The sequence below is a fragment of the Clostridium sulfidigenes genome (assembly GCF_052067195.1).
Classification (GTDB): domain Bacteria; phylum Bacillota; class Clostridia; order Clostridiales; family Clostridiaceae; genus Clostridium_J; species Clostridium_J sulfidigenes.
On the sequence record NZ_JBQHQR010000002.1, the window covers coordinates 109,506 to 128,494 of the forward strand.

The 18,989-nt window shown below is 30.1% G+C and carries 14 protein-coding genes and 1 other RNA gene; 2 read left to right on the forward strand and 13 right to left on the reverse strand.

Annotated features, from left to right (window positions below):
• Positions 1–339: 339 nt before the first annotated feature.
• The 5 genes from ACTNBA_RS02435 to ACTNBA_RS02455 all read right to left on the reverse strand — a co-directional run bounded on the left by ACTNBA_RS02435 (position 340) and on the right by ACTNBA_RS02455 (position 6,557).
• Positions 340–2,694 (reverse strand): ABC transporter permease, encoded by a 2,355-nt coding sequence (locus ACTNBA_RS02435; protein ID WP_441072303.1) that lies wholly within the window; start codon positions 2,692–2,694, stop codon positions 340–342.
• A 2-nt stretch (positions 2,695–2,696) separates the two neighbouring features.
• Positions 2,697–3,455, reverse strand: a complete 759-nt coding sequence (locus ACTNBA_RS02440; RefSeq protein WP_441072305.1) for an ABC transporter ATP-binding protein — start codon at positions 3,453–3,455, stop codon at positions 2,697–2,699.
• Between the two features lie 124 nt (positions 3,456–3,579).
• Positions 3,580–4,845 carry a HAMP domain-containing sensor histidine kinase gene (locus ACTNBA_RS02445; RefSeq protein ID WP_441072307.1) on the reverse strand — a complete coding sequence of 422 codons (1,266 nt, stop codon included), beginning with the start codon at positions 4,843–4,845 and terminating at the stop codon, positions 3,580–3,582.
• Positions 4,835–5,527 carry a response regulator transcription factor gene (locus ACTNBA_RS02450; protein ID WP_441072309.1) on the reverse strand — a complete coding sequence of 231 codons (693 nt, stop codon included), beginning with the start codon at positions 5,525–5,527 and terminating at the stop codon, positions 4,835–4,837. Before ACTNBA_RS02450 ends, ACTNBA_RS02445 begins: the two co-directional genes overlap by 11 nt.
• A gap of 307 nt (positions 5,528–5,834) precedes the next feature.
• Positions 5,835–6,557, reverse strand: a complete 723-nt coding sequence (locus ACTNBA_RS02455; protein WP_441072311.1) for a hypothetical protein — start codon at positions 6,555–6,557, stop codon at positions 5,835–5,837.
• Between the two features lie 296 nt (positions 6,558–6,853).
• Between ACTNBA_RS02455 and ACTNBA_RS02460 the strand changes: the two genes are divergently transcribed.
• Complete coding sequence (locus tag ACTNBA_RS02460) at positions 6,854–7,264, forward strand: LAGLIDADG family homing endonuclease (protein ID WP_441072313.1); 411 nt, start codon at positions 6,854–6,856, stop codon at positions 7,262–7,264.
• Between the two features lie 402 nt (positions 7,265–7,666).
• On the opposite strand, the gene ACTNBA_RS02465 is transcribed toward ACTNBA_RS02460, so the two are convergent.
• Entirely contained in the window at positions 7,667–9,589 is a 1,923-nt protein-coding gene (locus tag ACTNBA_RS02465; protein ID WP_441072315.1) for an RNA-directed DNA polymerase, read from the reverse strand.
• A gap of 157 nt (positions 9,590–9,746) precedes the next feature.
• Here ACTNBA_RS02465 and ACTNBA_RS02470 point away from each other — a divergent pair, with 157 nt between their 5' ends.
• A complete protein-coding gene (locus tag ACTNBA_RS02470) occupies positions 9,747–11,051 on the forward strand; it encodes a reverse transcriptase domain-containing protein (RefSeq protein WP_441072317.1) in 1,305 nt (434 codons plus the stop codon).
• A gap of 121 nt (positions 11,052–11,172) precedes the next feature.
• Here ACTNBA_RS02470 and ACTNBA_RS02475 read toward each other — a convergent pair whose 3' ends face one another.
• The 7 genes from ACTNBA_RS02475 to smpB form a co-directional block, all read right to left on the reverse strand.
• Positions 11,173–11,469, reverse strand: a complete 297-nt coding sequence (locus ACTNBA_RS02475) for a hypothetical protein (protein WP_441072319.1) — start codon at positions 11,467–11,469, stop codon at positions 11,173–11,175.
• Between the two features lie 83 nt (positions 11,470–11,552).
• On the reverse strand, positions 11,553–12,569 hold the full coding sequence (locus ACTNBA_RS02480) for a hypothetical protein (RefSeq protein ID WP_441072321.1): 1,017 nt from the start codon (positions 12,567–12,569) through the stop codon (positions 11,553–11,555).
• A 345-nt stretch (positions 12,570–12,914) separates the two neighbouring features.
• Positions 12,915–14,216: a group II intron reverse transcriptase/maturase gene (ltrA, locus tag ACTNBA_RS02485; protein WP_441072704.1), complete on the reverse strand. Its 1,302-nt coding sequence runs from the start codon at positions 14,214–14,216 to the stop codon at positions 12,915–12,917.
• A 581-nt stretch (positions 14,217–14,797) separates the two neighbouring features.
• Positions 14,798–16,594, reverse strand: a complete 1,797-nt coding sequence (locus ACTNBA_RS02490; protein ID WP_441072323.1) for a GmrSD restriction endonuclease domain-containing protein — start codon at positions 16,592–16,594, stop codon at positions 14,798–14,800.
• 564 nt (positions 16,595–17,158) lie between these two features.
• Positions 17,159–17,493, reverse strand: a transfer-messenger RNA (tmRNA) gene (ssrA, locus tag ACTNBA_RS02495).
• 237 nt (positions 17,494–17,730) lie between these two features.
• Positions 17,731–18,342, reverse strand: a complete 612-nt coding sequence (locus tag ACTNBA_RS02500) for a histidine phosphatase family protein (RefSeq protein WP_441072325.1) — start codon at positions 18,340–18,342, stop codon at positions 17,731–17,733.
• A gap of 169 nt (positions 18,343–18,511) precedes the next feature.
• A complete protein-coding gene (gene smpB, locus ACTNBA_RS02505; protein ID WP_035131317.1) occupies positions 18,512–18,979 on the reverse strand; it encodes an SsrA-binding protein SmpB in 468 nt (155 codons plus the stop codon).
• Positions 18,980–18,989: the final 10 nt, after the last annotated feature.

Below are 18,989 nucleotides of genomic sequence, written 5' to 3' on the forward strand. Positions count from 1 at the left end.
TACGATTAACTTATTATAATTTAAATAATAAAATCGTTTACATGATTAATTTTAACATAAATACCTATATTTCGAAATGATAAATTTAACTTTTTTTAAAAATTTCAATTAATATTTTAAAGAATAAAATAATTAATTTTATTTTATAATTGAGATTTGTAATAAAACACCTCTAAAAAGGAGAGTAGATAGATTTGTGAAAACACAAATTTACCTGCTCTCCCTTTTAACTATTTAAATTAAGTTGGTACTTTAATATTTCTCAAAGTACTAAAAAGGTATTAATTAAAACTATTAAAATTCTTAAAAAACCTGAAAACATTACAAATCGCTATGATATTATTCACTTACTAGCCCATATGCAGTAATCTTACGTATGCGATAGGTTACAAGCATAGAAATTGCATAGGATACTATTACTATACCAACATCGAACAACATACTCCATAGAGGGGTTACAATAAAATTTACCTTCATTATGCCCATAGCCTTCATGGGAACCGCCATTATTGCATTGGTTTGAGTCATTCCTAACAAACTTCCTAGGCACACTCCTGTAATAATCGGAGGCAAGAATCCCATGGAAAGCTGGTGCATAAGCTGCAGAGTTGTGAACCCAAGTGCTTTTTGTATGCCAAGGTCATGCTTCTTCCTAATCACTGAAGAATTAATAACAAAATATAAAACAAGCATAACTACAAATATTGTAACTACTAATATGCTAATACCAACCTTGGATACTATACCTGTGTAAAGACCTATCCCCTGTTGAACCTCTTTGTCCAAATCAACTACTTTAAGAAAATCATCACCATAAAGTTTATCAATTTCCATTTTAAATTCTGAAGATTTAATATCCTTATCAAGATATATTTGAAAGTCCCGCTGCTTAAACTCTTGATTAAGACTTAAAATACCATCGCTCCTAATATAGGCAATATTAAATTTACCCATATAGGACCCTTGGCAATAACCTGTTATAATATACTCACTCTGTTTATCATTGACCTTCAAAATAATACTATCACCTATGTTCTTTTTCACCCTTTCAGCCAAATATCCTGAAATTGCAACTTCATTGCTGTGAAGTGGGTATCTACCCTCATAAATAGTACTGGTTTCTTTCATAGAATAGTCATCCATTACATATGTAGCTACTTCGTAGCTATCTGAGTTCATCATTACTATATCAAGAAACTGAGCCTTTCGTACTCCCTTCATATTTTTTATATTCTCAACCACAGATGTATTATCTACAATAGGATTACAAACTGCAATAACACTAGACAATTCCACACCTGGAATTTCTTTAAAGATTTTTGTGTCTATTACTGAGTTATAAAACATACTTAATGCAAAGGTACCTGCAAAGGAAACAACTAGGAATATCATACCTATCATTAGGCTCTGTTTCATGTTCTGTAACATCAACTTTATAGATAAAACAAAGGGAAGGCTTCCCCTTGACTTGTGAAGGGGCATATAGTTCTTTCGGAAACTATGAGTTATTATTCCGCCCCTTAATGCTACAATTGGATTCAGCCTGTTAATACGACTTGAAGATATGAAGGAAACCAATATCACCACCAACAATATAACAAACAAGGAAATACTGCTAATCATACCGTCAAACCCCTGCACCCACATAAGACCCGACTGATGTGCAAAAACCTTTGATATTGCAGGAGTTGCTAGGTAAGACAGTGTTATACCCATCATGCTTCCAACCAAGGCAATTAATGAAAACTGTATAGTGATTGATGATATTATTTGCCTACTGGTGTAACCAACTGCCTTTAATGAACCTATCTTAGTCATATCCTCCTCTATGCTATTCTCAATTCTAAACCTTACAACAATAAGACATACAACAACGATTATTGCAGCAAAGACCATCATCATTACGGAAACAATGTTTGCCATAATTGAACGAGATAATCTCACAACCCCCTTATCTAAACTGAAAAATATGCTTACGTCATCAGTTAGTATATTAGGATTTTCCTCCTTTATTATCTCCTTTATTCCATTTTCAACATCCATATTATTTTTTCTTACATTTGCAAACGTAAGTGACGCTTTATATTTTACTCCTAGCTTTTCAACAACCCTATCATAGGTATCACTAGGTAAGTAAACCCCCATAACCACTGTATCTAGGGAACTGAAAAATATATCCTCTGTAAATCCTTTAATGGTAAAAGTCATGTCTACATCCTCAAAACTCACCTTAAGTTTATCATTCACTTTATATCCCCCATCAATATTCATTACATAGGGTAGGTATATGGACATTGAGTCAGGAGATTCATGCTCTCCAACGAATTCCCATTTTGAAAAATCTCTCTTCTGGTCTACATCATTGATGAGAAAATTAAATTCACGGTTATCATTGTTGTAAGGAATGGTTCCTTTTGCCAATAAGGAACTTTCCTTTTGGCTTCTTTTAATATTATCATTGCTTTTGATGTATTCACTCACCCTTTGACTATATAAGCTTTCCGGCATTAAATAATATTCATCAGAAGAATTTAGCTCCTCAGTTACCTTTTCAAAGTAGCTTCCGAAATTTACAAACACCAGAAGTCCTAGATTAAGTAGCATAGCTGCAATGATAAACATGAAAAGAATGGATACTGTATGCCCCTTGGTTTTCTTTATATTTGCAAAACTCAGCATTAATATCTTTCTCAAACTTACCACCCCATTTCATTGAGAAATCCTTGGAGTTTGTTATGACGCTCCTTGTCCCCACTGACATAGCTTCCTAGGTCACATACTCCCTTAATAGCACCATCACGCATATATAAAATACGATTTCCACGCCTTGCGGATTTTAAATCGTGAGTAACCATGATTATGCTTTGACCACTTCTGTTCACTTCAGTTAAAACATCTAAGGCTGCCTGTCCTGCCGAAGAATTAAGTGCTCCCGTAGGTTCATCTGCGAAGACCACCTTGGGATTATTAATTAATGCCCTTACAATAGCGGCACGCTGAGCCTCGCCTCCAGATAATTGTGATGGAAACTTACTCCATATGATTTCAGTTAGTCCCACTTGTGTAAGAAGATCCTTTGCCCTATCTGCAATTGTCTTTCTATCACTACTTATAAGGAGACCGCTTACAAGGATATTATCCAGTATGCTCATATTATCCATAAGAAATATTTGTTGGAAAACAAAACCGCAGTTTAATCTTCTAAAAATTGCAAGCTTATCATTTGATAACTTTGAAATTTCATTTTCCCCAAATTTTATAGAACCGAGAGTTGGTTTATCCATTCCTGACAGGGCATAAAGTAGTGTTGACTTTCCTGCACCAGAGGAGCCCATGATTACCGTAAAATCTCCCTGATATATTTCAATATCAAGGTTCTTAAGTACATGCTGTTGCATTCCTCCGTTTGAAAATGTCTTGCAGAGCTTATTTGTTGATATAATAACATTCCCCATGATAACATCCCTTTCAATAAAAAAATAAGACTGTTTTACTTACAGTCCTATTATAGTTGAAAATTCCTTAACAGGTCTTTACCCAATCCTTAACTAATCCTTAAATCTTTTAAGTTCTTAAATTTTAAGCAATTAAAAGTTTTAACAACACAGTGAATCCATCAACTGAGTTTTCGCAGTAAATGTCTCCCTCCATTTTTTCCATCATATACTTAGAAATATAAAGTCCTAATCCAGTGCCTCCCTTTTCCTTAGAGTTTTTAGCCCTATAGAACTTATTAAATATCAGAGGCAGCTCCTCCTCTGAAACTCCTCTACCATAATCCTTAAATCCTATCTCAAGGTATTTCCCTTTAATAACTGAAGAAACATAAATAGATGTCCCTGCGTATTTATAGGAATTACTAATTATATTGTCAACAACCTGAGATAACCTTAACCCATCTGCTAAAATTATACACTCAGCAATGCCTCCAATATTTGCTTTACAATTATAATCTGCCGCTCTAATCAAATCATATAGAACCTGACTAGATTGCTCAGTGACTATAACCTTTAGCTCCTGCAATTCCTCTAGTGTGGCGCTGAACATATTTGTTATTAATGTATTTATCTGATCAGCCTTTGAATTAATTATTTCCAGCTGCCTCCTTTGGTTTTCATCGGAAGTCTTTACATGCATAACTTCAGTAACAGCCTTTATTGACGCCACTGGGGTTTTGATATCATGACTCAGTGAAGCAACAAGTTCTTTTTTACTTTGATTAGCAAGCCTTTCATTTTCCCTTGCCTTATTAAGCTCCTCCCTCATGAGGTCAAAGCTTTCTGTAAATGCACCGAAGAAATTATTTTTGTCCATATCTAGAGGCATATCCAAATTGCCCTCTGCAACATGTCGTGCAAAGCCCTGGAGTTTTCTAAAGGGATATAGAATACACCTGTCAATAAAAACTAAATATAAGCTACAAAATGCTGCAGCAACTATTATTACACAAAGGGTAAAAATAAGAAGTAAATTTCTAAATTTTATCCATTCATTATTTGTATTATTATATATTATTACTTTTCCAAGTACCTTATCCTGAGATTTCACATCAACTATAGTGTCCCTATTACGTATTGCTGAACTTAAATCATTGTTTAATCCATCTCTTGTAGCTTTGATAAAACGATTTTCATTGTCCAGTACTACATAATCTATTTTATAGCTCAAACATGGCAACTCTGCATATTCCAAACTGTCCCATCCCTTTGCAAGAGACTGAGCAATATCATTTACCTTAGGCACTTCAATTTCAGTTTTCCCTTTATAGTTAAACGCAAAAAATATGAGGCTTGTACAAGTTAAAAGAACAATGATACTTATAACTACTATTCTTTTAATGTTCATATGAAGCTCCCATCTCAAAGACATATCCAGTGCCCCAAACAGTTTTGATATACTGTGGTTCATTAGGATTTTCCTCAATCTTCTCACGAAGTCTTCTTATATGTACATTCAAGGTTCCTTCCCCTGTAATTGCATCACCCCATACCTTTTGAAAAAGCTCATCTTTTGAAATGGTTCGGTTTTTGTTTTTAACCAAATATGATAACAGTCTATATTCCATTGATTTTAATTTTACTTCCCTACCATCTACCATAAGCTTTTCCATATCTAAATCAATAGAAATTCTACCAAAACTTACAGTACTGGCATAGTTAGACTTATACCTTTTTAAAACAGTTTTAACCTTTGCCATCAGTATATTTAGGGAATATGGCTTTTGAATATAATCATCTCCACCAATGTTTAATGCCAAAAGGACATCATCATCACTTGTTCTAGCACTGATAAATAAAATTGGTGTATCCATTGTTGTTCTCAATTCTTTGCAAATTTCAAAACCTGAGGATTGTCCTAGATTGATATCCAGCAATATTAAATCAACCTTATTCTTCAATAAAAAATCAAAACATGCTGTTTTATCTGATACCCAAAAGGTTTTTACGCCGAACATGTTGAAAAACTCACAGGTACTTTGAGACAGTGCCTCCTCATCATCTACTATTAAGCAATCATATCTTGGCATTTAGCTTTCCTCCATAAATACTATATTTTTTTATGTATTTAAAACAAACTTAACATAAAATATTCTTATCCACACCTCTTGCAACTTTTCAAAGTAATAATCCACAGTTCTTACTTCAGCTGTTAACATTTTTCCTCCACCACTATAGGTCTAAAAGTTAAAAAATATCTTGTAAAAATGTAAGTATATTAGACCTAGTAAACTAAAGAAATGCAAATAAAAACCCTACTATCCGTAAAGTTAGATAGCAAGGTATTATACTCTAACCAGCCAGTTTACCTACCATAGCTTTCATCAAGTGAAGTATTTATTCAATCTTCTTTTTTATCTCTTTATATATAATAGCAACTTCAGTAGCTATTACAATGGGAATTGTCATCATTAAAGGATAAAAAATGCATTCAAACCAATCTAAGTTTTTGTGCATTGTAAAAGTAAGAATCACTTGTATAATAAACAATAATGTAAAGATTAGAAAAAATCTTTTTAACACATTATTTAACCTTCTCGCCTTTTTTAACTCTTTAAAAATATTAAATAATTGAATAATACCAATAATTATCATTACTATAGATGTTAAGACAAATATTGCTATGGAAAATAACGCAAAATATCTAACATATGAAAGTTCAGATAATAATGTAATAGCAACAAAAATAAAGAATGCTACCAGTGAGACTATTGCTGTTATTTGCATACTATTAAGAATTATATCCATGTAATCTTTTGAAGGCTTTTCTTTATAGTTTAAAGTCTCCAATTCCTTTGAAATCTCTTGCCAATTCTTTTTAAACTCATTTCTTTCCTTCACATACCAATACCAATTAATAATAGTCCATATGATTGTTATTACTGTAAGAATTATTGCAACAGTTGGATCTTTAATTTCTCTTTCTATAAAATATCTAAAGATAAGGTTTAATGGTGGTCCAGAACATATAATTGTGTTCCAAATTGGCCAATACAGGTCCGGTTTTAGAGCTTCCTTTAATTCTCTAACTATTTCTAATTCATCATCATCTTGAATCATTTGCTTTTTAATCTCCTAAATTCATAATTTCTGAAACACAAAAGAGCTGTCACAAAACAGATATATTTTGTAATTCTCTTTAAATTATTTCAAAACATTTTACAATAACGACCTGATTCCATTATATAGTATTTGGTTAATTTAGTATATAAATAATATGCATATCATTGTAGAATTTACAGTATATTACTTTACATATGTTCTTGATGATCTATTACCATAAAGATTATTACCTTATCTGATTTATTTCTGATAATATTGAAAAACCAGTAAATACTATCTATAGAGGTGGTTAAATGACAGAAATAGAAAAAGCCTATATAGCTGGAATAATTGATGGAGAAGGAAGTATTATGTTACAGCGTTTTCATACAAATCAATATCCTGCACCTTGCGTATCAATAGCCTCAACTACTATAGAATTATTAACTTGGCTAAAAGACACCATTGGATATGGAGTAATAATAAAGAAAAAAAATTATAACCCGGAAAAACATAAGTTATCTTATTCATTTGTAATTAAGCAGAATAATGCTATTAAATTACTAGAAGATATTTACCCTTACTTAATTATAGAATCTAAAAGAAAACGTGCAGAAATGATAATAACTCAGTATAAAGCTCTTACCCCTAGGAATGGTAGGTATACAGATGAACAGCTTACTAAAAAAGAGATGTTTTATGAGGAATTCATTAATGTAAAATAGCTACATCAGATTAAAGCTGATGTAGCTATTTGTTACTGGTAGAAGCAAAGCACGATGGGTTAAATCCACAAACATATTTGAAGTTCACATTTAATAATGCTCATTTGAGTCATATTTATTATCTGATATTAATATTACAGAATTAATTAATGTACATCTATTAAAATAATATATATTCTAAGATCATTTTATTTTCTTTATAATTTATTCATACATTTAATCCACTTAGCCTTATTTATTTTTACATATTCTATATCTATCTATTTTCCAACTTGTTTATAATTTTATAACAAGTTACAGACTTAATAGCTAAAATTTCTATAATTACGCCTAAAATTTTATATTAAATCAGTTATTTAACATACAATAATAAAAATATTATAATAATATTATTCTTAACTATCAATATAGGTTTGAACTTGTATACCTTGATTTTATTAATATTACTTTTGTTATGTCTTCTATATTAGCATTCCAATTTATAAAGCTATTTTTAAATTCCTTAATAAACTTAAAATAGCATTTATCCATTTCCCCTTTTGGAGTTTTGCCTGATATTCTACTTTTAATAATATCAATTTTCCCCTTAGTTTCTTTTGATATTATAGATGAATTATAAAAATCATTCATTAAAATAATATCAAAGTCATACAATAAATCTTTTATGTCAATACCACTATCATCTTTTTCTAAATAATTTTCTGCTTTATTAAATACTATATCATTTATAATTTGCTTAGTCTTTTTATATTTATATTTTCTATTCTTAGTAGCTACATAAAAAGTAATTACCATTAAAGCAAAATAATCTTTTTCTTCCAGTAACCACGAAATAAATATATCTTCTGGCAAATCCTTTTCAATAAAAGTTAGGATTACAATTATATTTTGAATATCTATAAAGTTTCTTTTATTGTATTTAATTATTTCAAATAATTTTTTATAAATAAAATCCTCAATATTACTAAATTCATTTTTAAATTTATATAATAAAGTTATATAAATTTTACATAACTTTATTGTATTATTGCAACATAAGTTAAACGAAACAAAATAACTAATAAAATCAATTAGTCTAACAATATTATATTCTTTAATCTCCTTTTTTTGATCCTGAATACAATTAATAACATTTTCTAAGTTCCTATCTATGTATGTCATTAAATATGATACAATATATGTTGCTTGCCTTCTATTTTTAATTAATAATATTCTAATTGTTTCAAATATATTTCTATCATTAAATTTAACTTTCTTTATTAAAATCCAATCTTCTTTACTCTTATCTATTTCTCTAAGTTTAAAGGTTTCTCTATATTTATTTAAATTCATTTTTAAATCTGTTATCCATATTTGTTCATCAAAAAAAGGGCTATTATAAGTACAAACTTTTTGATTGTTAATACTAAGCTTAAAGCTAAATAACTCTTCTTTATATATTTTTTCTACAATATCTAATACATTTATCGTATTAGAAAAGATAAAAATATCATCCATAAATCTATATACTTCATATTTTTCATCTTTTGTTCTCTTTGCTACATTCATATCAATTCTGCAAAGAATTATTTCTGCTACAATTCTTGAAAATTCTGGGCCCACAACTATACCATTTGTTTCTGCATAATTACAATACTGCATTAATTTATCTAAATTAGCCCCCAATTTACTCCCTTTATTTATGGTAAGTTTCGCTTCTTCTTTTGATCCTAAAAAAGCCCATTCAATTGAATGTGTATAAATATTATAGAAACATTTACTTATATCTAACTTTCTTAAATAACTATACTTAGCCTCTAAATTATTTAACATGTATGATGAATAAAAATCTGTAATTTTTACAAATGGCTTTTTTATATAATAACTATCTATGTAATCATAATATTCATTAGATGATTCATCTATATCTTTTTTAAATATTTTTTTAAACTGTGTTTCAACATATTCCTTTTCTTTTAAATATTTAGAATTAATTTTTTCAGGTCTCCTCAACGAAAATCCTTCATTTAAATTAAAATAATCAATAATACTTTCATCATATAACTCTAAAAACTTTAGAATATATAATTGTCCCAACGGATGACATAAGCTCAAATCTCTATCTTCATTATCGCTTTTATATACTTTAAACCAGTATGGTTTAGTTCTATAGATTGTGTTCCAACAAATTTTATCTATTTTACTCCAATTGTTATCTATTCTTATAAAATTACTTAAAGCATCATTACTATATATTAGAGGTATTTCATATGGAATTGTATCAGTCTTAAGTATTGATAGTTTGTCTATATTACACATATTTTCACTTCTTTCCTTTATATACATTTTATGATATAATTATGTAGGATTTATGGTTGCTAAGTCAAGTTTTTACATAATATTTGACACTATTTCTAATCTATTTGATTTATCTATTTAGATTGGTCTTACACAAATGTTTTAAGCGACATAAATCCATCTTAATTAATGGAGGTACTAAACTTTGTTAAGTGAATTATCTAAAGATACAATAATAAATTATTTTTATAAGTTAAAACCTTCTCTTAAAACTGGTAGTGATAGAATTACTCCAAAAAAATTTGAAAGTATTATTTGTGATGAATCTAAATTAATAATAAATAAAATAAATAACAAAACATACAAATTTTCAAGATATACTAACATCATTGTAAAGAATAATAGAAAAGTTTACTCTCCAACGATAAGAGATAGAATAGTTTTAGATATACTTAAGGATATACTAATTAAAAAGTATAAAATAAAATTTCAAGATAGAAATAAAATATGTTCAAAGATAAAGAGAACTTTAGAAAATGGTTGTAATTTTACTATTATAAGGTTAGATATACAGGATTTTTATGGTTCTATACCTCACTACTTAATGTTTAAAAAGCTAAAATCTTCATCTTTATTATCTGATGCAGAATATCTGTTAATTAAAAAAGCTCTTTCTCAATCAAATAAAGGAGTTTTACAAGGACTACCTATTAGTAATTGTTTAGCCGAAATCTACCTTGAAAGCTTTGACAAAGAAGTAAAGGCTATCAACTCAAAACTTTGTTATTTTGCAAGATATGTAGATGATATTATATTAATTTTTAATGGATATCTTTTGAATAGCGAAATAGATACCATAAAGGCAAGAATTAATTTTATCCTATCAACTAAATTAAAACTCGACTTAAATGAAAGTAAGTCTGTAGATGTCAAACTAAATGATAAATCTTCATTTGAATATTTAGGATATACATTTAAATTAAATTTCGAATTCTATTCCAAAAAGAACTATTACAATAAAATTACACTTGATATAAGCCCTAAAAAAATAAATAAAATCAAAGATAAACTTAGTAAATACTTTTATGACTACTCAAATGATAATAATTTTAATCATCTATATCAAAGATTAACATTTATAACAAGTAGTTGTTATGGACTAAAGTTTAAACAATACTATAAAAATAATAAATTAGACTCTTACAGAGAAAAAATATGTTTTGGTGTTTTAGATAGCTATCATTTTGCTACTTCTAACTCTTTTGATTTATTAAATGCACATATTACATTTTTAATTAAATTTAACGCTTCTAAATTTAATAATAAACAAAAAAAACTTCTATTTAATTGTAAATTTAATAATGAAAAACCACACTTCATTAACTTCCACAAATTTACAAACGATCAGTATATCAATTTAATAACCCAATTAATTCCTACTTATACTCCACCTACGTTAAATACACGTCATACGGTTATATATGACTATTTCTGTTACTTAAATGCCTAATCTTTAATTTTATTATAAATAAAAAACCTCGACAACACATTTCTGTATTGTCGAGGTTTTCATGGTGGAGGCGAAGCACTACCTTTAAAATCCACCATAAACACTTTCTATTCCATTCTTACTATAATTCATCCTCATCCATTCTTTTGAATTCTTCTGTGACATCTAGTTCATAATCACATTCAGGGCATAAAAGCGTTGTTTTATTATAATCAACATCTAATTCTAACTCAGCTCCACATTCAGGACATTCTCTTGGAAGTTTTGCTATTTCATCATTATCATCATTATCGTCACTTTCCTCACAGAAGCGTACATGTTTTTCAAAACACCTTTCACAAATTTCTATTCCACATTTTGGGCAATTGCTTATTTCATCTGGATGAAAATAACCTGCACATAATTCACATTCAATCATTTTTATAATACCTCCTATTTATTTTATAAACATATTATAAACAATGATATTTTTCTTTGCTATGGACAGAAATCCGTAAATTTTTAATCTTTATATATTTTTCTAAAACTTTTCAACACTTTACTATCCCAAGACTTATTTTTATTTACATGCTGCATTTCTCCAAAATACTCTTTAAAAAAGTCATTACACTCATAAAAATCAAGGCATATGTTTTTACTTTCTAATTCTTCAAGTATAGATTTTCTTACAAAATATTTACTTAAATTCAAATTATATATTTCTTTAGATATCGAATCAATCACTCTAGAATCTTCAATATATTTATTAGTATATTTTTTTATTCCAAGTATAAACTTATTTTGGAGTCTATTTCCCTGACAATTAACACTAAAAAAAGCTTTAAATGCATCAATATCTTTACTTTTTTCTTCCAAACTCTTATTAACTATACTAATAGCATTTGCAATTAAATATCCAGTTTCTAATCTACAGCTATTTTCAAGCTGAAAATATTGAACACTCCTCTCAAAATAATTATCATATGTTTTGTTAATTCTATCATAGACTTTATCTATCTCTTCAAGTGCACTTACTAATTCAATATTACTTACACTCTTACTACTTTTAATTCTATTATCTCGAATGTATTCAAATATCTTAAATTCATTTAAATCTAATAATTGATTTTGGTGAAATTTTCTTATTTTATGTCCTGTAAACCTATCTTTAATATTTTCTAATTCCACATATTCTACATCTACGCCATTATTATTCATAATACTTAAATTATCATTATATTTTCTAAAACTTTTGTATGTTCTTTGGGTTTTTTTATAGTCTTTATTCGAATCTAAATCCATATTTCCCTCATTATCCTTTTCTGTTTGATTTTTAAACATATTAGATAATGCTACTCTTTCACTATGCTTATTATAATTTTCATAGTATATTTCAAATATGGTTTGATTCAGCAATTCCTCATAATCTATAATAAACATTTCATCAATAAATTTTTTCATTGTATCAATATCTCTAAACCCAAATGTATTCAATAAAATACTCTCTACTCTTTTTTTAATATATTCCAAACTATACATGTAATCCTCCCTAACTTCAATTAAGATTCATCAATCTTACAAACCCCATAATTATATACATATTCTATATATTAACACATTAATAAAATTAATAAAGTTTAATAATTTTATACTCTAATTAAGTTTATAAGATATAGAACTAGTATATCTTATAAACTTTCTATTCTAACCAACTTTTATATAAAAGCTTTGACTATATCTTTCATATAAGCTATACCTTTTAATCCTACTAACAACCTCTACTCCTCCACTATTTTTGAAATCGAGTAGGAGGTAGATAATTATTTTATCTACCGACCTCTCACACCACCGTATGTACGGTTCCGTATACGGCGGTTCCTCAGTTTATGCTCTTACAGTTTCGTAATAATCCAAGAAAAATGTATAACCTGCATTTCTTAACCTCTTATCGGTTATAGTGCAGTTTACTATTTGGCTATTGGCTATTCGCCAGCAGCCTTTTCTAGTACATGAATACTTTCTAGCATCATTATATTTTAATCCAAGTTTTCTAAGCATTATATATCTTGTTTTGACTTTCTTCCATTGTTTCCAAATGTACATTCTGATTCTCCGCCTTAACCATTGGTCAGTGGTAGTAAGCATCTTTTTCATATCTGCAAGTTTAAAATAATTTATCCACACTGTTACGTATTCTTTTAACTTCTTTTTAAGATTTTCGTAGCCTAGTGCATTATTTCTAGCAGTTATTTCTCTAATTCTATTTCTCATTTTTGCTACACTTTTTGAATGTACTCTGGCTTTAATGCCTATTTTGCTAGGATAGAAGCCATATCCAAGAAACTTTATTTTCCCAATGTATGATACACTCATTTTCTCTTTATTAACCTTGAGTTTTAACTTATTCTCAATATATGGGATTATATGTGTTAGAATCCTTTCTGCGCTTCTTTTGCATTTTGCAAATAGAAGTATGTCATCTGCGTACCTTACAAATCTTATTCCTCGCTTTTCAAGTTCCTTATCTAGTTCATTAAGCATTATATTACTGCATAATGGGCTAATATTTCCCCCTTGAGCTAACCCAATATCTGTTACTTCAAACCTTTTATCTACGATTACACCTGCTTTAAGGTATTTGTTAATTAGCGATACAACTCTTCCATCTTTCACTGTTCTTGAGATTATCTCAATCATCTTAGACTGGTTTACTACATCAAAGAATTTCTCAAGGTCCATGTCTACGACATAAGTATAACCCTCATTCGCATATTCACAACTTTTCTTAGTAGCATTTTGTTCACTTCTTTTAGGTCTGAATCCATAGCTTGTTTCACTAAACTGTGGTTCAAACATTGGTGATAATATTTGCATTGTAGCTTGTTGGATTACTCTATCAACTGCTGTCGGTATTCCTAACTTTCTCATTTTTCCGTTGCCTTTTGGTATTTCTACCCTTCGGACAGGACCTGGGCTATATTTACCCTTTTTGATAATTTCCCTTAACTCATTACCATTGTCTTTGAGATATTGTAGAAGATTCTCTACTTTCATCCCATCAACTCCGTGTGCGCCTTTATTTTTCTTAACTTGCTTATACGCTTTATTAAGATTTTCGGCGCTTAGAATTTGCTCAAGGATTCTATCTCCTCTACTGTCGGCATTGGTGATGTTGTTTTCAGTTATCCTCTTTTCAGTAAGCGCTCCGTCATACCCTTAATGTTCCGCATTATCTCTTTGGCGGCAGCCATTGCTTTGGCAATGTATTCTACTTTTATTTGTCCCGATTTCGGTAACTTTCATTTACTTTCACCTCCTAAGGTTCAACCCTTCATGACATCGTCGACTATGTCACTACTATGATATCTGCTGACTTCTCATGATAAATCTTGTTTCAACCATACTTCACAAACTCGTTCCATATGTCCATGAGACCTCCCCAGGTAAGAACGCAGTCTTTCCTTCCATATATCTGCCACATTTACACCATAGACTTCCGGATAGTTTAGGGTTTTGGTTTGTTTGGCAACCTTGCCCAGTCTATGTTTGCCTGATGTGATTTCTGTTCGTTAGACCAGAAGTTTGTCGCTGGCTTTCTTCAGATTCCTCGTCACCAAGGACACCCTTGCCTTTAACTATGCATTTGGCACTATCAACCCATGCTCTGGACTCTCACCCGTTAGACTACGCCCATGCTAGGCTCACCAATAAAAACCTTACTTGCACTTTATACAAGTAAGGTTCTGATTTTAAATACACTAATTTATTCACTTATTAAAAAATCTTTTAAACAAATTTGGATATTGTTCTGGCTCAATTTTGTCAACATTAGGTCCTTTTCTTTCGTAATATTTTCCATCATATAATGCTGGTTTTTCAGTTGCTTTTATTCTAAATACCAAAACAGATTTATCATAATAATTTATTATTTTAATGTTTCTACATATCTCACTTTTATAATCATCTTCTATTGGCTCTGCTTTAACTAATTGTATAATCTTTTGAGAATAACTATCTAAATCACTCTTATAATTCATAGCAACCTCTCCATTTACCCCAGTTATATAAAAACCATTATACTTATGAGCCTCAATATTATATAACTTCTCTATATCATCCTTATCATTAGCATTATCAGCTACTCCAACAATTACATATCCTATATTTTCAGGTCCATTGTTAGCCATCGCTGTAAGTGTTTTAATTACTTTACTAAAAGTTCTTTTTCCAAACTCTCCATTTATTTCAAGTCTATGAAATCCTTGTTTAAAATCATATAAACTCTGTTCTGTCTTAGATTGCATGAGAATATTTTCTAGTTCAATTGCCCATGAAGCTATAGCAGGGTCTTCTTCATTACTTTTTACAAAAGACGATTCTAAAATACCAGAAATACCCTTTACATTATTTTCACGTTCTATAGCACTCCATTTTCCACCGCCAGCACTTAAGTTTATATGTTTTTCTCCTATACTATCAAGATTGCTAACTAAATTTTCTATATTGTTTATTCTCATATTCTTCTTAATGAACAAATCATGTAAGGCTAGAAAAATCACTTGAAAGTATCTCGGAATTTTATTTGATTGTGGTGTCGAAAATATTAACTGACTAAATGATTTTTTAGATAATTTTAATATTCTATTTATTTCTGAATATACTAGCATAAATTGATTATTTAAAACATCAAGAGTTATTTTTTTAACTGCATTCTCTATTTCAATATATCTTTTATTATCTTCACCCATAACTCCAAAATACTCATCTAATACATCACTATTTGATGGCGGCTTAACTTGAAGTGCCATATATGCAATAATATCTGCAATTATTTCTTCATCTTTTGATTCTCTAACATTCTCTCTACGTAAAATTCCCTCCTTTACCCAAAATATTTCATTTACATCTATTCCATATTTTAAATCTTTATTAGTTATACTAATTTCCTTCATGTTATTTAAATATAGTATATCACTAGCAGAAACATCCCCTCTAATCTTATATGATATTTTCCTAACAACCTCTGCAAATTTTCCTGTAGCCCCTGCTGTTCTTAGTTCTTGCTTAGATAAGTGTCTTCCATTTGAATTTATTCTTCTAAAAATTTCATCTATATTATTTAATCCATCATATCTATATATTGATAGTGGTAATAAATAGCTTGCTATATTTTTGCAAGTTTCTCTATTAAGTTTAGGATATCTTTGTTCTAACTCACCTTTGTCCAGTAATAATTTACTCTCAGCCATTGTTTCTAAATCGAAATATTCTCCTTCTAAAGTAAAATCTCCTTCGATAAAAGAAGCGAGTGCATTAAGCCTTTGCATACCATCAATTATTTCATACCGATTCAAGTCCTTATATGAAACTTCTCCCAAAAGTATTAATGGAACTGGAAATCCTTTTATTATTGAATCTATAAATGCTTGCTTTTCTTCTATTGACCAAACTAATTTTCTTTGATACTTTCTATTTGACAACAACTTCTTGCTTATGTAATAGTCGTATATCCTCTGTACATTTTCACCACGTATAGAAAGTTCTCTCTCTGTATTTGTTGACATGCTTTATATCACCCCTTAAACCATATTATACCACAAACTTTGCTATTAGTTGCTATATTTATCATTACCTAATACTTGATACTATTACTACATTAATAAAGTACTTGTAGTTCAGATTCACTATAAATAATGCATAGTCTACCCCCATCATATTAAACCATAAAAATTCCAAGTCATTTATGGTACTGTTCAGCTTTTATAATTCTAAACAATTTTCCTTATAAATGGGTAAAACCCTCGACATTTCTGTCGAGGGTTTTCATGGTGGAGGCGAGGGGACATATCCTTCCTACATCTCTGCAGGTATTGACTATATCTCTGTCCTATATTCTCCTTATTAAATTTTAATACTGTATAGGACACTTGGCGTATTATAGAAGCATAGTTTACTTTGATATCTTCTATCCTAGTATTCCATAGATTGCTCCTTAGGAACCTATAAGTCGATACACGGCTGTTGAATTTCTTCACATACCACTCGGTATTGCCGTCAGCACCATCTGTTACGGTTTCACCGATAAAGCCAAGTTTTCACTTAGAAATTACTCTCTAAGGCGACTCTTTTGAATCGAACCCCTGTCCGAAAGCCATTCCACATAAGCATCTCCGAGTGCAGTCTCTATTTTAACATTCCCTCCATAGAACCCCTAGAGACCGGGTTTCTACTTCAGTAGCTTCATAAATTCCGTTCCATGGTCAAAGCTTTCCATGGCTCGGTTCCCCACTAATCGGCGCCCTATCCTAAGCCGTGGGACTCAAAGGTAGGACGAGCGGCTATATTAAGCTGCTAATGCAAAATTGTCTTCTGCGTTTATCTTTAATCCCATAGTTTTTTAAAGCGGGCCCATGAGTTCCCTCTACTCGCTTCCTATATGTCACGTACCCCCGTCGAAACCAGTACGCCCCCATGTTAGGTAGTGGTAATTATTAGTGATTACCACGTATATTCATTATAAACAATATCAATCCTTATAGCAAGTAAAGTTTTGTAAAAAGTTTTATAGTGTTTATGGACATATTTCCTTTAGATTCTACATATGGTATTTGGCAAATCTATATATGTAAAAAAAGTACCACTTTTAATGATACTTTCACACCAAATATAAGTTTATTTTATCGTATATAGGTAAAACTAACTATTTTATATAAGACATATCGCTTAGTCTCTTTATGATGTGTTTTCCATTGTCATCTTCTATAAAATGAGAAACTCCACCTGCAAATCCAAATAAATCACAGTTATTAAGATCATCTGGTTTAAGTCCTAACCACATAGCGTTGAAGATACTTAATGTGTCCCCATGGGAAACAATAATTATATTCTCATCCTCACTGCTCATTATGTCATTGTAGAAAGGTTCTAGACGCTTCCAAGTTTCTCTTCTAGATTCAGCATCTGGTACACATCTATCATCAATTGTCTTTTCCCATGCTGTTTGATTTTCTCTAAGCCATTGTACACTTTTGCCTACAGCAGAACCAAGGTTACGTTCCCTTAGATCTTCATTAATAACGGGTTCTAAGTTTAAATGCTTTGCTACAATTTCAGCAGTCTGTTTTGCTCTTTTTAAGTCTGAAGAGTACATAACATAGACACTATCTTTTGAAAGTTCTTCCTTAAGTTTTATCCCAATGTTATTTGCTTGTTCTTTTCCTAGGTTAGTTAAATCCCAATCTGTCCATGAACCAATCATCCCATTGGTATGATGCACTGATTGAGTATGTTGAATGGTAATTATTCTTTTCATCCCTTACCCCTCCCCCTATTTAAACTTCCCATACTTCATAGCAAAATTCTATTGTGCAAAGGAAACTCCTGCTTATATTCGTTCCATTGAGTAGTTAAAGGGCTGAGGGTTAATAATATAAGTGCTTATTTAATATTTATTTAGATTAGCTTTTTTGCGAAAGCCCCTTTTACCTATATTTTTCTTTCATTTGTCTGTCTATGTCTCTCTTAGCTGCTTTTTCTAGCATTACATCTCTCTTATCGTAATCTTTTTTACCTCTACATACTCCAAGGTTCACTTTTACTTTACCGTCTTTAAGATATAAGCTAAGTGGTATTAGAGTGTACCCCTTTTGAGCCGTGAATCCTAAAAGTTTATCTATTTCTCCTTTGTGAAGAAGTAGCTTTCTTACTCTTAGAGGATCTTTGTTAAATATGTTTCCTTGCTCATAAGGGCTTATGTGCATATTTTTTACGAAGACTTCTCCATTGTATACATCTGCATAGCTATCTCTAAGGTTTGCTTTTCCAGCTCTTATAGATTTAACTTCTGTTCCTACAAGTACTATTCCTGCTTCCATAGCTTCTTCTATGAAGTAATCGTGTCTTGCTTTTCTATTTTCTACTAAAGTTTTAGTTCCTAATTTCTTTGCCATGTTTTCACCT

What these genes read in the sequence shown, in the direction of transcription:
- ACTNBA_RS02460 (WP_441072313.1), top strand. Translation starts at nt 6,854, where the DNA reads ATGACAGAAATAGAAAAAGCCTATATAGCTGGAATAATTGATGGAGAA.
- ACTNBA_RS02440 (WP_441072305.1), bottom strand. Translation starts at nt 3,455, where the DNA reads ATGGGGAATGTTATTATATCAACAAATAAGCTCTGCAAGACATTTTCA.
- ACTNBA_RS02480 (WP_441072321.1), bottom strand. Translation starts at nt 12,569, where the DNA reads ATGTATAGTTTGGAATATATTAAAAAAAGAGTAGAGAGTATTTTATTG.
- ACTNBA_RS02450 (WP_441072309.1), bottom strand. Translation starts at nt 5,527, where the DNA reads ATGCCAAGATATGATTGCTTAATAGTAGATGATGAGGAGGCACTGTCT.
- ACTNBA_RS02490 (WP_441072323.1), bottom strand. Translation starts at nt 16,594, where the DNA reads ATGTCAACAAATACAGAGAGAGAACTTTCTATACGTGGTGAAAATGTA.
- smpB (WP_035131317.1), bottom strand. Translation starts at nt 18,979, where the DNA reads ATGGCAAAGAAATTAGGAACTAAAACTTTAGTAGAAAATAGAAAAGCA.
- ACTNBA_RS02465 (WP_441072315.1), bottom strand. Translation starts at nt 9,589, where the DNA reads ATGTATATAAAGGAAAGAAGTGAAAATATGTGTAATATAGACAAACTA.
- ACTNBA_RS02455 (WP_441072311.1), bottom strand. Translation starts at nt 6,557, where the DNA reads ATGATTCAAGATGATGATGAATTAGAAATAGTTAGAGAATTAAAGGAA.
- ACTNBA_RS02475 (WP_441072319.1), bottom strand. Translation starts at nt 11,469, where the DNA reads ATGATTGAATGTGAATTATGTGCAGGTTATTTTCATCCAGATGAAATA.
- ACTNBA_RS02500 (WP_441072325.1), bottom strand. Translation starts at nt 18,342, where the DNA reads ATGAAAAGAATAATTACCATTCAACATACTCAATCAGTGCATCATACC.
- ACTNBA_RS02445 (WP_441072307.1), bottom strand. Translation starts at nt 4,845, where the DNA reads ATGAACATTAAAAGAATAGTAGTTATAAGTATCATTGTTCTTTTAACT.